14 protein-coding genes are annotated in these 13599 nt (G+C 34.2%); 3 read left to right on the top strand and 11 right to left on the bottom strand.

The genetic code is table 11. The features are described from left to right. Window positions 1-10 precede the first annotated feature (10 nt). The 9 genes from ACMDB5_RS06470 to mraZ all read right to left on the bottom strand — a co-directional run bounded on the left by ACMDB5_RS06470 (window position 11) and on the right by mraZ (window position 9499). On the bottom strand, window positions 11-1297 hold the full coding sequence (locus ACMDB5_RS06470; RefSeq protein ID WP_414000193.1) for an FtsW/RodA/SpoVE family cell cycle protein: 1287 nt from the start codon (window positions 1295-1297) through the stop codon (window positions 11-13). A gap of 142 nt (window positions 1298-1439) precedes the next feature. Beyond that, a complete protein-coding gene (locus tag ACMDB5_RS06465; protein WP_414000192.1) occupies window positions 1440-1709 on the bottom strand; it encodes a four helix bundle protein in 270 nt (89 codons plus the stop codon). Between the two features lie 52 nt (window positions 1710-1761). Beyond that, window positions 1762-3093: a UDP-N-acetylmuramoyl-L-alanine--D-glutamate ligase gene (gene murD, locus ACMDB5_RS06460; protein WP_414000191.1), complete on the bottom strand. Its 1332-nt coding sequence runs from the start codon at window positions 3091-3093 to the stop codon at window positions 1762-1764. A gap of 1 nt (window position 3094) precedes the next feature. Next, the gene (mraY, locus tag ACMDB5_RS06455; RefSeq protein ID WP_414000190.1) at window positions 3095-4324 is read right to left on the bottom strand and encodes a phospho-N-acetylmuramoyl-pentapeptide-transferase; all 1230 of its coding nucleotides are present in this window, start codon (window positions 4322-4324) and stop codon (window positions 3095-3097) included. Window positions 4325-4331: 7 nt separating this feature from the next. Then, window positions 4332-5795, bottom strand: a complete 1464-nt coding sequence (locus tag ACMDB5_RS06450) for a UDP-N-acetylmuramoyl-L-alanyl-D-glutamate--2,6-diaminopimelate ligase (RefSeq protein ID WP_414000189.1) — start codon at window positions 5793-5795, stop codon at window positions 4332-4334. Continuing rightward, window positions 5792-7795: a penicillin-binding protein gene (locus ACMDB5_RS06445; RefSeq protein WP_414000188.1), complete on the bottom strand. Its 2004-nt coding sequence runs from the start codon at window positions 7793-7795 to the stop codon at window positions 5792-5794. Before ACMDB5_RS06445 ends, ACMDB5_RS06450 begins: the two co-directional genes overlap by 4 nt. Further along, window positions 7786-8133: an FtsL-like putative cell division protein gene (locus ACMDB5_RS06440; protein WP_414000187.1), complete on the bottom strand. Its 348-nt coding sequence runs from the start codon at window positions 8131-8133 to the stop codon at window positions 7786-7788. The genes ACMDB5_RS06445 and ACMDB5_RS06440 overlap by 10 nt, the downstream gene beginning before the upstream one ends. A 9-nt stretch (window positions 8134-8142) precedes the next feature. After that, on the bottom strand, window positions 8143-9051 hold the full coding sequence (rsmH, locus tag ACMDB5_RS06435) for a 16S rRNA (cytosine(1402)-N(4))-methyltransferase RsmH (RefSeq protein WP_414000186.1): 909 nt from the start codon (window positions 9049-9051) through the stop codon (window positions 8143-8145). Continuing rightward, window positions 9026-9499, bottom strand: a complete 474-nt coding sequence (gene mraZ, locus ACMDB5_RS06430) for a division/cell wall cluster transcriptional repressor MraZ (protein WP_414000185.1) — start codon at window positions 9497-9499, stop codon at window positions 9026-9028. The genes rsmH and mraZ overlap by 26 nt, the downstream gene beginning before the upstream one ends. 365 nt (window positions 9500-9864) lie before the next feature. Here mraZ and ACMDB5_RS06425 point away from each other — a divergent pair, with 365 nt between their 5' ends. After that, a complete protein-coding gene (locus ACMDB5_RS06425) occupies window positions 9865-10629 on the top strand; it encodes an alpha/beta fold hydrolase (RefSeq protein WP_414000365.1) in 765 nt (254 codons plus the stop codon). A gap of 37 nt (window positions 10630-10666) precedes the next feature. After that, window positions 10667-11287, top strand: a complete 621-nt coding sequence (gene yihA / locus ACMDB5_RS06420) for a ribosome biogenesis GTP-binding protein YihA/YsxC (protein WP_414000184.1) — start codon at window positions 10667-10669, stop codon at window positions 11285-11287. 74 nt (window positions 11288-11361) lie between these two features. Here yihA and gldC read toward each other — a convergent pair whose 3' ends face one another. Beyond that, window positions 11362-11700, bottom strand: a complete 339-nt coding sequence (gene gldC / locus ACMDB5_RS06415; RefSeq protein ID WP_414000183.1) for a gliding motility protein GldC — start codon at window positions 11698-11700, stop codon at window positions 11362-11364. Further along, window positions 11700-12656 carry a gliding motility lipoprotein GldB gene (gldB, locus tag ACMDB5_RS06410; RefSeq protein WP_414000182.1) on the bottom strand — a complete coding sequence of 319 codons (957 nt, stop codon included), beginning with the start codon at window positions 12654-12656 and terminating at the stop codon, window positions 11700-11702. Before gldB ends, gldC begins: the two co-directional genes overlap by 1 nt. A gap of 92 nt (window positions 12657-12748) precedes the next feature. Here gldB and nadE point away from each other — a divergent pair, with 92 nt between their 5' ends. Beyond that, on the top strand, window positions 12749-13549 hold the full coding sequence (nadE, locus tag ACMDB5_RS06405) for an NAD(+) synthase (protein WP_414000181.1): 801 nt from the start codon (window positions 12749-12751) through the stop codon (window positions 13547-13549). Window positions 13550-13599: the final 50 nt, after the last annotated feature.

Here is a 13599-nt window from a genome sequence, read left to right as displayed (position 1 = left end):
CTAAAAAATATTATTTATTCAAAACCGCATCCATAGGATTTGCTGTTTTATCTTCAATGGAATAATCAATGGAAACTTCTTCACTAGAAGCTAATTCAGCATCAATCAGTTTTTGAAGTGCTTCCTCTCTTTTGGCGGCAATTTTCAATTCTTCTTCAATTTCTTCGTCTTTTTTGGTAACACCAATGATGATTCCCAATGCAATACAAGTCATCCAAATAGAAGTACCTCCACTACTTATCAATGGTAGTGTTTGCCCTGTAACCGGCAACAATTCAACCGCAACAGCCATATTAATCATAGCCTGAAATATCATGGGAAACCCTAAACCTACAACCACTAATTTACCAAATATGGTCTTGGCTTTGTGTGAGGCAATAACAAATCTAAAAAGCAATAATAAATACAAAGAAAGAACTCCTAAACCTCCTATAAGTCCATATTCCTCAACAATAATGGCAAAAATAAAATCAGAAGAAGACTGTGGCAAGAAGTTCTTTTGAACGCTTTTTCCTGGACCCAAGCCATATATTTTACCGGAAGCAATCGCAATTTTAGCTTTTTCGATTTGATAATCGTCTTCATCCGGTTTATCGCTAATAAAATTTTCTATGCGACTTTCCCATGTATTTACCCTGTTTTTAAAAGCATCCGGAAAAGCTTTAGCCACTAAGACAAAAAAAGCTAGCGAAAAAATCCCCATTCCTATAATAAATCCAATATACTTTAATGGATATTTCCCAATAAACACCAACATTATTATCATTGAAAAAATTAATGCTGTAGTCGAAAAATTCGAAGGAAGAATAAACATCAAAGTAATAAAAACTGGAATCCAAAGCTGCTTGAATGACTCTACAAAATCAATAGGCTCTTGCCTAGTTTTTGACAAGTAACGAGCTACAAAAACAAATAAAACCAATGACGCAAAAGCCGAGGGTTGAAACGAAATCCCTACAAAAGGAATTTGAAGCCATCTACTTGCATTAGCCCCACCAATCACTGTTCCCTTAATCATTGTAATGGCCAAAACAACCCAAACCACTGGCAACAGCCATTTAGAAATAGAGCGAAAATAATGATACGGTACTTTATGAATATAATAAATAATGAAAAAACCACAACCAATATGCCCCAAATGTTTTACCAAATAACCCAGAGTATTTCCGGTTCCATGACCTAAATAAGCCAAATTACTGCTTGCACTAAAAACAGGCATAAACGAAAACAAAGCCAATAAGGCCACAAATGACCATATCCCTTTATCTCCTTTTAATTTGCTTATTAGTTGTTTCATTTTTAAATTTTAGATGTTAGATTTCTGATATTAGATTTCTGATATTAGATCTACTTCTGATTTATTCTACTATTAATCGTTTTTAATGTACTCACAAAAATTGCAGTTAGTTCATTTCCTTCTTTCCAAATTGACTCTAACTCTAATTTATCAAACCATTCCTTTCAATAATAATTTCAATCCAAAATAAAGTTTCATCTGCCTCTTCTAATACTACATTCATTTTAGAAACAAATTCTCTATCACTTCTAGCCCTACAAACCGCTCTGTAGTTTGCTCCAACGGAAGTACCACTCCTTACTATCTGATTCGCAACAACTTTTGCTGAAATTGATTCCGGTAATTTCTCTACTAAATCAATTACCATCAAAGAAAAACTCTTTGTCCTTAATTTCAGTTCATTCGTTGTCATATAAACTTTATTGAGTAATTATTTTCAATCAGAAATCTAAAATCTGAGATTATTACAAATTATATACAGCTTGTTTAAATTGATTTCCTCTGTCTTCGTAATTTTCAAACAAATCGAAACTGGCGCAGGCTGGCGACAACAAAACGGTATCCCCTTTTTCGGTTAATCGCTGACCCATTCTCACGGCATCATTCATATTATTCACTTCAACCATCACATCTACTACATTTCCAAAAGCATCGATAATTTTTTTATTATCCAAACCAAGACAAATAATGGCTTTCACTTTTTCGCGTACAAGTGACATCAATTCATTATAATCATTCCCTTTATCAACACCACCAACAATCCAAACCGTTGGCGTATTCATACTATCAAGAGCAAAAAAAGTAGCATTCACATTAGTTGCCTTAGAATCATTCACGTATTGCACGTTTTGAATTTTTAGCACCTTTTCAAGACGGTGTTCCACTCCTTGAAAATTAGACATACTTTCACGTATTGTTGATTTACGTATTTGCATCAATTTTGCCACAGAGGTTGCTGCCATTGCATTTTTCATATTATGTTTTCCTTCTAAGGCAATAGATTCTGTTTCCATTAAAAACTCCTCTTTATTGATAATTACTTCCATTTTGTTGTTTTTTATATATGCTCCTTCACTGAATGTTTTTGTCAATGAAAAAGGAATTAATTTAGCTTTCGTTTTGTTATTTTTCAACCATTCTTCGATGGCTTCATCATCAGCGTCATAAATGAGGTAATCTTCCTCGGTTTGATTCATAGTAATCCGAAACTTTGAGTCAATATAATTTTGATAATTATACTCATAGCGATCTAAATGATCAGGACTTATGTTAGTAATAATGGCTATATGCGGCTTATAATTAACAATCCCGTCCAGTTGAAAACTACTCAATTCGAGCACATAGGAATCAAAATTATTTTCTGCAACCTGCCAAGCAAAACTCTTTCCAATATTACCCGCTAAACCCACATTCAAACCAGCCGATTTAAGCAGATGATAGGTCAACATTGTCGTGGTGGTTTTTCCGTTACTTCCTGTTATCCCTATCGTAATGGCATTTGTAAAAGGAGCCGTAAATTCAATTTCTGAAATCACCGAAATCCCTTTTTCGATAAGTTTCTTTATAATCGGAGATTTCTCTGGAATTCCTGGGCTTTTCATGACCACATCGGCATTTAGAATCAAATCTTCCGTATGCTTTTCTTCTTCCCACTCTATTTCATATTCAACAAGAACTTCCTTGTAAGTATCTTTTATTTTTCCAAAGTCAGATAAAAAAACATCATAACCTTTTTTCTTTCCAAGGATAGCAGTTCCAACACCACTTTCTCCTCCACCTAAAACAACTAATCTCATATTATCTTAGTTTTAAAGTGACAATTGATAGTATCGCTAACATGATGGCAACAATCCAAAATCGAGTTACAATTTTACTCTCGTGATAACCTTTCTTTTGATAATGATGGTGTAGCGGAGACATTAAAAATATTCTACGTCCTTCGCCAAAACGTTTTTTGGTATATTTAAAATAACCGACTTGCAAAACAACCGAGAAATTTTCGACCAAAAATATTCCGCACAATAATGGAATCAATAATTCTTTTCGGACAGCGATTGCTAATACAGCAATGATTCCTCCAATAGTTAAACTTCCTGTATCTCCCATAAACACAGAAGCCGGATAAGAATTATACCAAAGAAATCCGATCAACGAACCCACAAATGCCGCAATAAATACGGTCATTTCACCGGAATTTGGGATGTACATTATATTGAGATAATTAGAGAAAATAATATTCCCCGAAACGAAAGTAAAAATCCCCAATGCCAAAACGGATACTGCCGAAGTTCCGGCTGCGAGTCCATCAATTCCATCTGTTAAATTAGCTCCGTTTGAAACCGCCGTAATAATAAAAATCACAACCGGGATAAAAATTAACCAAGCCCATTTTTCATAGCCTTCACCTGTCCATGCCAATAACTCAGCGTAATCAAACTCATTATTTTTAAAAAACGGAATAGTCGTTGCCGTTGATTTCTCCTCTAAAGGAGCCTGATTTATAACATTTTCGGTAGTGATTTTAAAGACATCCTTTTTACCGGTATCCTTACGCACCGTTACACCCGGATGAGAATAAAGCACAAAACCAACAATTAAACCTAATCCTACCTGACCAAAAACTTTAAAAATTCCTTTTAAACCCTGTTTATCTTTCTTAAAAATTTTGATATAATCATCCACAAAACCGATAGTTCCCATCCATAAAGTAGTTACAATCAGCAACACGATATAAATATTATGCAATTTTGCAAACAACAAAACTGGTACCAGCGTAGCAAAAATAATGATTAGCCCTCCCATGGTTGGCGTTCCGGCTTTCTCATTTTGCCCCGCCAATCCTAGTTCACGAACTGTTTCGCCAACTTGTTGATTTCGCAAAAAACCAATAATTCTTTTACCATAAATAGTAGACAACAACAACGAAAGCATTAAAGCCAGTGCCGATCTAAAAGTGATGTACTGAAAAACACCGGTTCCAGAAATGTCTAATGTTTTGTCAAAATATTCAAATAAGTAATACAGCATATTTTTACTATTTATGAAGTTGTTCTAATATTTCTTTTACAATTTTCATATCATCAAAATCATGACGTACACCATTAATTTCCTGATAAGTTTCATGCCCTTTTCCGGCAATCAAAATAATATCGTTTGGCTGAGCCAATTGACAAGCTGTTTTAATAGCCTGTTTCCTGTCAGTTATAGCCAATACTTTTTTATAATTCTGAGCAGCAACCCCTTTTTCCATTTCTTCAATGATCGTTTGCGGATCTTCATTTCTTGGATTATCAGAAGTCAAAATTGCCTTGTCACTTAATTCCGAAGCAATACCAGCCATAATTGGTCGCTTGGTTTTGTCTCTATTCCCACCACAACCAACAACAGTAATTAACTGTTCGTTTTTGGTACGAATATCATTTATTGTTTTCAGCACATTTTCAAGTGCATCTGGTGTATGTGCATAATCCACAATGGCAGTAATATTAGCAGTCGAAACGATATATTGAAACCTCCCCGAAACACTTTCCAATTCAGACAATAAGCGAAGTGTTTCTAAACTATCCAAGCCCAACTCAATCGCTGTTCCGTATATTGCCAAAACATTATAAGCGTTAAAAGTCCCAATTAGTTTTACCCAAACTTCATTTCCATCAATCTTCAACAACAAGCCTGACAATTGATTTTCGAGAATTTGTGCTTTAAAATCAGAATACGTTTTTAAGGCATAAGTGCGTTTTCTTGCGGCAGTATTTTGCAACATTACGGCACCATTTTTATCATCAATATTCGACAAAGCGAAAGCCGATTTAGGCAAGCTGTCAAAAAATGATTTCTTTACATCTCTATATTCCGAAAAAGTAGGATGGTAATCCAAGTGATCGTGCGATAAATTAGTAAAAACGCCACCTACAAAATGCAGGGCTTCGGTTCTCTTTTGATGAACTCCATGAGAACTCACTTCCATAAAACAATATTCGACTCCAGCATCAATCATTTCTTTCAAATAATGATTGATTGTAATGGAATCTGGAGTTGTATGAGTCGCTTTATATTCAATATCTTCTACTAAAATTTTTACAGTTGATAACAAACCAACTTTAAAGCCTGCTTTTTTGAACAATTGATACAACAAAGAAGCAATTGTAGTCTTGCCGTTTGTACCTGTTATACCAACTAATTTTAGATTCTCTGAAGGATTTCCAAAATAATTAGCTGCCATAAAAGCTAACGCTTTATTTGTGTCTTTTACTTGAATGTAAGTGACTCCTTTTTCGAAGGTTTCTGGAAAAGTGTCACAAACAATTGCCACAGCACCTTGTTCTATTGCTTTTTGAATATAATCATGACCATCAGAAATTGATCCACGAATAGCGACAAAAGCATCATTTTTCTCAATTTTTCTAGAATCGAAATCAATTTTACCAATGGAGATATCCGTTGCGCCGTGAACAACTTCTATAGCTACTTTATATAATATGTCTTTTAGTATAATCACAATAATTCTAATGTTATAGTTGTGTTTTTCATTATATCCTGACCCGCTTGAAGCGATTGATTTTTTACTTTTCCAATTCCATTTGCTTTTACTTTTAAACCTAAATTCTCTAATAAAGCAATTGCATCCATACCCGGCATTCCTTTAACATTAGGAATCGATTGCTGTTGTTTTTGCACATTAGCAAAATAAGTATTGTAACTTTCTTCCTGTTTTGGAACTTTCTTGTTCAATTTTTTTATCTCATTTGTCGAAGGAACATCTGTAAAAATCTTTTGTGCGATTCTTTTAAAAACTGGACCTGCCACATCTGCACCATAATAATTATTTCTAACCGTACTTGGTTTATGAACCACAACTATACAAGAATATTTAGGCTTATCTGCCGGAAAATAACCTGCAAAAGAAGAAATATAATATTTTCCCGAACCACCATCTTTACCATAATTTGCAGCAACGGTTCCTGTTTTTCCTGCCATCGAAAAATCTTTAGAATACAATTTAGAAGCGGTACCTTTCTTAACCACATTAGCCAATACCGCTTTCAATTTCAATATGGTTTCCGGTGAACAAATCCTCGGATTTATAACTTCTACATCATTTTTTTTGATAGTTCTGTTCCATTCCTTGATTTCAGAAACAAACTGCGGTTTTACCATTTTACCATTATTGGCAACAGCGTTATAAAAGGCTAATGTTTGCATTGGCGTTACCGAAACTCCATAACCAAAAGCCATCCATGGAAGCGAAATATTAGACCAATTCTTATCACTTGGCTGCGGAATAAATGGTCTTCCTTCTCCTTGAAAATCCATCCCCAATCTTTTATTAAATCCGTATGAATTTACGTGTTTAACATATTTAGAAGGACTGTCTTTGTAATTATCATAAACCGCCTTCACAAGAACTGTATTTGAAGACAACTCAAATCCTCTTGCCAAAGAAACCTTTCCATATCCTCCTTTATGAGAATCCCGAACCACTTTGCCCGAGTATCGAATTTCTCCACCATTCGTATCATAAACCGTACTGGTATCAGCTACTTTATCTTCTAAAATAGCCATCATATTGACCAATTTGAATGTAGAACCAGGTTCATGAGATTCAGCAACCGCATAATTAGTCGTTTCGTAATAACTTCCATCCTTAGCTCGACCTAAATTCGATATCGCTTTTACGTGTCCCGTTTGTGTTTCCATAACTACAACACAACCATGATCTGCTTCAAACTCCTCTAATTGCTTCAACAACGCATGGTGGGCTATATCCTGAATATAAACATCAATTGTCGAAATTACATCATAGCCATCTTGAGGATCCACTTCATTAACATCTCGTATAGGCTTCCATTGTCCTTTAGCAATTTTCTGTTTCAAAACCTTGCCATCTTTCCCATTCAGATAGTCTCTATACGCCCATTCAATTCCTTTTCCGTCAAAAGTTCCATCGGGCATTTTTCTCTCGTACCCAATAGTTCTTTCGGCAATTTTCCCAATAGGATGTTCTCTAATTGTCTTTTGCTCGATTATGATACCACCTTTGTTTGCGCCAAGGTTAAACAAAGGAAACCCTTTGATTTTCACGTATTCCGTATAACTTAAATCACGGGCAATTAAATAATACCGATTCTTATTTGCTCTAGCTTTCCTAAGTTCATTTAAATAATAACCACTCGATTTCCCTAAAACAGAAGCCAGTGAATCAGACAATGACTCTACATTTTTGTCGAAATTTTCTTTTTTTGGCGCAAGAGCATCAAAACGTATTGCATAATTAGGTATCGATGTTGCCAATAAACTTCCATCAGCCGAATAAATATTTCCTTTATTTGAAGGAATAACAAAATTCTTAACGGTTCTTTCTTTCGCTAATTTTCTATAATAATCACCCTCAACCCATTGGATATTAGTTAATTTTACGGCAATCGCAATGGCTATCAAAAAAATAGCAAATGCAACCAGATAGATTCGGTACGATATGTATTTATCTTCTACTGCCATATTTTTTTAAGAAAACTTTTTTCTTCTTCTTTTTTTACTTTTATCTTAATTGGAGGAACAGTCGATGGAAAAATTTCTCTTTCGAGCATCTTATCAGAAACTGTCGACTCCATTTTTAACTTCATTAATTGAGAACGTCTGTCTACGAATTCAGATCTCAATTCCTTCACTTCATTTGTCAATCCGGCAATCTTAAACACTTTTTGTTCAAAACGTTGCGTATTAGCAATCATAATTATAGCCAAGAAAATAAGGAAAACAATAAAGCGCCAATTTTTTACCGCATCATCATCGATAAGAAACCTCGCTTTTAATATGTTATAAACACCGTATTTCATTCCTTATTATTATCTCTTTTCTGCAATTCTCAATTTAGCGCTTCGGGCTCTATTATTTATTTTTATTTCAGCAGCGTCCGGAACTATTAATTTCCCAACTGTTTTGAATGGAACTGAAAAATTTCCAAAGAAATCACGTTCAGGTTCGCCTTCAAACATTCCGTTTTTCATAAATCGTTTCACCAATCTATCTTCTAATGAATGATAAGAAATCACGCTTAATCTTCCATTTGGATTTAATATTTCTAAGGACTGCTCAAGAAATTCCTTTAAAACATCCATCTCTTGATTTACTTCAATTCGAATTGCCTGATAGATTTGAGCTAATATTTTATTCCTAACTTTTTCAGGTAAATATTTTGCCAAAACCTCTTTCAAATCATCAGTTGTTTTGATTAACTGCTTCTCTCTAGCCTCTACAATTGTTCTTGCCAAAGCTGGAGCACTTTTTAATTCTCCATAATCTAAAAAGACTCTTTTCAAATTAGCCTCATCATATTCATTTACTACTCTATAAGCATTAAGATCATTTTTCTGACTCATCCTCATATCTAATCCAGCATCAAAACGAGTCGAGAAACCTCTCTCCGCAACATCAAACTGATGCGATGAAACTCCTAAATCAGCCAAAATTCCATCAACACTTTTCACACCATAAAAACGCAAAAAACGCTTAATGTATCTGAAGTTCTCATTAATAAGCGTAAATCTCTCATCAGTCAAAGCATTTGCCAAAGCATCCTCATCTTGATCAAAAGCGAAAAGTTTCCCGTTTGGACCCAATCTTCTTAAAATCTCTTTTGAATGCCCACCTCCACCGAAGGTAACATCAACGTATACTCCATCGGGTTTAATATTTAAACCATCTACTGTTGCCTGAAGCAAAACCGGATTATGATATTCCATTGTCGTCGTCATTTATATTTCCCATTACTTCTTCCGCTAAATCCGCAAAATCTATATCTTCACCATTTATAGATTTTTCATACAAGTCTTTATCCCAAATCTCAACAATATTCACTGCCGAAGAAAAAACAACATCTTTAGCAATAGCTGCAAAAACCACTAAATCTTTAGGCACCAAAAGCCTTCCCAAAGCATCTATTTCAACTATTTTTACACCCGCCGTAAACCTTCGAATAAAATCATTATTCTTCTTAACAAATCGGTTGAGCTTGTTGATTTTTTGCATCATCAAATCCCACTCATCCATCGGATACAATTCCAGACAAGGCTGAAAAACAGAACGTTTCAAAACGAAACCGCTTTGAAGTGAAGAAGCCAATTGCTTTTTTAAAGGAGCCGGCAACAAGAGCCTTCCTTTAGCATCGACTTTACATTCATATGTTCCTACAATTGTATTCAAGTGAAAATTTTTATTAAAAATGATGTAGAGCAAAAATATAAAAAATATTACCACCATTTACCACAATTTACCACTTTGTTAATAAGTTTAACCACTTTTCAATAAAAACCCTTAATTTATGGTCTATCAAGACATTAGCTATTTCAAATTTCACTTGCAAGAATGTTCATACATCACAAAAAAGAACAATCAATATGCATGAAATTCTGTTCTAAAATCAAATGATTTCTAACAAAAAAAGCTGCAAAAACACCCCAAATCCTACCCCAAAAAAGTCATCAAAAAACAAAAAAAAGTGCTCAAAAATATATTTTAATTTATTAAATCATATATTTGTGAAAATTGAAAATCACCATCCAAAAAACATGGAAAAAAACTATAAAAAAGAAGGTAAATACAGCTATTATGAAGCAGGAGAAGGAACACCAATTGTAATATTACACGGCCTAATGGGAGGACTAAGTAATTTTGACGCAGTTGCAAGTCACTTTTCTCAAAAAGGCTACAAAATAGTCATCCCGGATTTACCTATATATACCCAGAATATTTTAAAAACTAATGTCAAAAGTTTCGCTATTTACGTTAAAAACTTCATTACTTATAAAGGATTCGACAGAGTCATTCTATTAGGAAATTCATTAGGAGGTCATATTGCCTTATACCACACCAAAATGTATCCTGAAAAAGTTGCAGGTCTGGTAATAACTGGAAGCTCCGGATTATATGAAAGCGCAATGGGAGACAGCTATCCAAAAAGAGGCGACTATGAATACATCAAGAAAAAAGCAGAAGATGTATTTTATGATCCTAAAATAGCTACGCCAGAACTTATTGACGAAGTTTACGCTACCGTTAATGACAGAATAAAACTGATAAAAACCCTGACCATCGCCAAAAGTGCTATTCGTCACAATATGGCAAAAGACTTACCAAAAATGCATGTTAAAACCTGCATAATTTGGGGAAAAAACGACAAAGTTACACCACCAGAAGTTGCTGAAGAATTTAACAAATTACTACCTAATTCTAACTTGTATTGGATTGACAAATGCGGTCATGCAGCAATGATGGAACAACCAGAAGAATTCAATCGCTTACTCGAAGAGTGGCTGACTGAAAACAATTTATAAGCACCTCTTCCCTAGAAGTGGTTTACACAAACAGAATATGAAAATCAATACCGCCGAATTTATAATCAGCAACTCAGACGTTAGCAAATGTCCTAAGGATTTTTTGCCGGAATACGCTTTTATAGGCAGGTCAAATGTTGGAAAATCATCATTAATCAACATGTTGACCAACCAAAAAAAATTAGCTAAAACTTCCGGAAGACCTGGAAAAACACAGCTGATAAATCACTTCTTAATCAATAACAATTGGTTTTTGGTCGATTTGCCAGGATATGGCTACGCTAAAGTATCCAAAAAAACCAAATCGGTTTTCCAACAGTTTATCACAGACTATTTTGAAAAAAGAGAACAACTCGTATGTGCTTTTGTGCTAATCGACATTCGTCATGACGCTCAAGCAATCGACATTGAATTCATGTCATACATGGGAGAAAGTGAAATCCCTTTTTGTATCATCTTTACAAAAGCCGATAAAATAAGCAAAACAAAAATTGACTCTCATATTGCGGCTTACAAAAAGCAAATGTTTGCAAATCACTGGGCCGAAATGCCTCATTATTTTGTTACCTCATCTACAGAATCATTAGGAAAAGACGAGCTATTGAATTATATAGATGAAGTAAATCAAGAGGTTTTTAAAAACAATAGTCAATTTTAAAAACGATTTATTCAAATAAAAAAAAATCCCAAAACTCATCTAAGTTTTGGGATTTTTTTATTTCAAAAAGCTTTCTACTGCTTTTTTAATTCTAATTTTTCAGCAAAATAATCGCAAAAATCTTTCATCGTATCCGACATTTTTTCATCGCCTGTGGCACGATGAAAAGTATCTGACATAGCAACCAAAGTTTGATGAAAGAAAATTTTCATTTCATCTACCGGCATTTCTTTTGTCCATAAATCAATACGCATACTTTCTTTAGCCTTGCTATCCCAAACAGATAACATAATTGCCTTCGCTTCCTCTAATTCTACACCTCCGTCTTTTGCGGACCATAACAATTTTTCAGGAACACGGTTCTCATCTAATTCTACTAGAAACTTAATTTCTGATCTGTTTTTATCTGACATTACTTCTTAGGTTTGTATTTTGATTTTTCAAATATTTCTTTAGCATTTGCACTCAATAATTGCTGCAAAGATACTTCATTGTTTTTCATATAAGAACGAACAATTTGCCATCCTATCCACGTACCTACCCGTCCGGGACTTTCGTTATCTATTTCTAAATAAAATTTAGAAAAAGGAGCAGGATTTATAAACCGAGGAATCAGTTTTTGGTCATCGCTGTAAAGCATTTCGTTTTCTATAAAATAGCGCCACATATAGCTTTCATTTTCAACACACCAAGCTAACTGCGGATCGGTATATCCCATTTTTTCGGCATCGGTATAATCAGGCAGCAACAAATCTTTCATGTATAATTCCTTCCCAACATAAATCATGTTAGCCAACAAATTTTTATCAGAATTAGGAGCCATCAGCTGTTTTGAAAAACTAGAAACCACATCCGGCATCATTTGTTTTCGTTCAAAATTTTGTTTAATATAATTAGGAAACTGATAAAACTTATGATCTTTACCTAAATACATTTCAAGAGAAATAATAACCAGACTATCCGCATAAATCACTTTATTATTATAATCCATTTCAGAAATTACGGTAATTACTTTTGGTGTTTTCGTTTTAGGAAAATAATATTTTACACGCTTAAAAAGCGCCTCCAATTCGTTTTGCTCAGGTTCAAAATCAGCATACTTTTTTTGAACTTCAGCATACAATTCTCTCCAAAGCGGATTTTGCATCTTCTCTAACCAAACAGCATCATTATTTCCGACTGGAAAGAAAAACGGAAACTCCTTTTTTACCTTATCTAAATCCTTAGGAGCTGTTTCAAAAAAAGCCTTATCAAAACGCTCTACCCTTATAGCTACAGGAATCTCATCGACAACTTTATCCATCTTGCTCTTTTTACCGCAGGATAAAAAAAACAGAAATAAGATAAGAGAAATTTTATATAACTTCATTTTTTTTTAATTAAATTTGCATTCAGAAAACGAGTAAATATCCGAATGATTTTGCAAATATACATTCCTACTCGTTAAAACTTAAACTATTTATGATTAAAAAAGTCGCTTTTCAGGCTGATAAAGTGAACACACATATTGTGAACTGGTTAAAAACGTATGCCGAAAATGCAAATGTCAATGGTTTTGTCATAGGAATTTCAGGCGGAGTTGATTCTGCAGTAACCTCTACATTATGTGCCCAAACTGGCTTGAAGGTTTTATGCGTAGAAATGCCAATCTACCAACACGAAGACCATGTCAGCCGTGGACGTGAACACATAGAGCAATTAAAAGAAAGATTCCCTAATGTCACCAATACATTAACTGATTTAACTCCAGTTTTTGAAACTTTCAAAAAAGAATTACCTGCTGATTTCGAAGAAAGCAAATTACACCTAACTCTAGCAAACACACGTGCTCGACTGAGAATGACCACCTTATATTATTATGCAGGTGTTCATGGATTATTAGTAGCCGGAACAGGCAATAAAGTGGAAGATTTTGGCGTTGGATTTTTTACAAAATATGGTGACGGTGGAGTTGACCTCAGTCCTATAGCTGATTTAATGAAATCCGAAGTTTTTGCTCTGGGGAATTATTTAAAAATCACAGATTCAATACTAAAAGCAGCCCCTTCAGACGGTTTATTTGGTGACGAAAAAACAGATGAGGAACAATTAGGTGCCAATTATGATGAATTAGAATGGGCCATGCTTGCCGCCGAAGCCGGAAAATCAACAAATGATTTCTCCGGAAGAAAGAAAGAAGTTTTTGACATTTACAAATGTCTTAACAGAACTAACCAACACAAAATGAAAGAAATACCAATTTGTTTAATTGATCGAACATAATTGCATTTTATCAGGAAAATTAGTAATAATGTGTTTTTTTAATTAAATTT

The organism is Flavobacterium sp. W1B, from assembly GCF_047344965.1.
Classification (GTDB): Bacteria; Bacteroidota; Bacteroidia; order Flavobacteriales; family Flavobacteriaceae; genus Flavobacterium.
This window is presented reverse-complemented; position numbering and strand designations above follow the sequence as displayed.